Below are 341 nucleotides of genomic sequence, written 5' to 3'. Positions count from 1 at the left end.
AAAGCCGCCACCACCGTACCGGCCAACTGGCCCACGCCGCCAAGCACCACCACCAGGAAGGAGTCGATGATATAGCCCTGCCCCAGCTCGGGCCCGACGTTGCCCAGCTGCGACAAGGCTACGCCGCCCAACCCGGCAATGCCGGACCCCAACCCGAACGCCAGCATATCGACACGGCCGGTGGGGACACCGCAACACGCGGCCATGGCGCGGTTTTGCGTCACGGCTCGCACGTTCATGCCCAGTCGGGTTTTATTCAGCAACAGCCAGGTGAGGGTCAGCACCAGTACCACAAACACGATGACGGCAATGCGGTTCCATGGCAGCACCAGATTCGGCAG

General features: G+C 64.2%; 1 protein-coding gene. It reads right to left on the bottom strand.

Going from position 1 to position 341, the window contains the following annotated elements; genetic code table 11:
- The coding region (locus CVN76_RS00515) for an ABC transporter permease subunit (protein WP_442857520.1) at window positions 1–341 on the bottom strand (341 nt) is incomplete at both ends.

This window comes from Bacillus sp. mrc49, assembly GCF_002803435.1.
The sequence above is the reverse complement of the archived record's forward strand: the minus strand, read 5'-3'. Positions and strand labels throughout refer to the sequence as shown.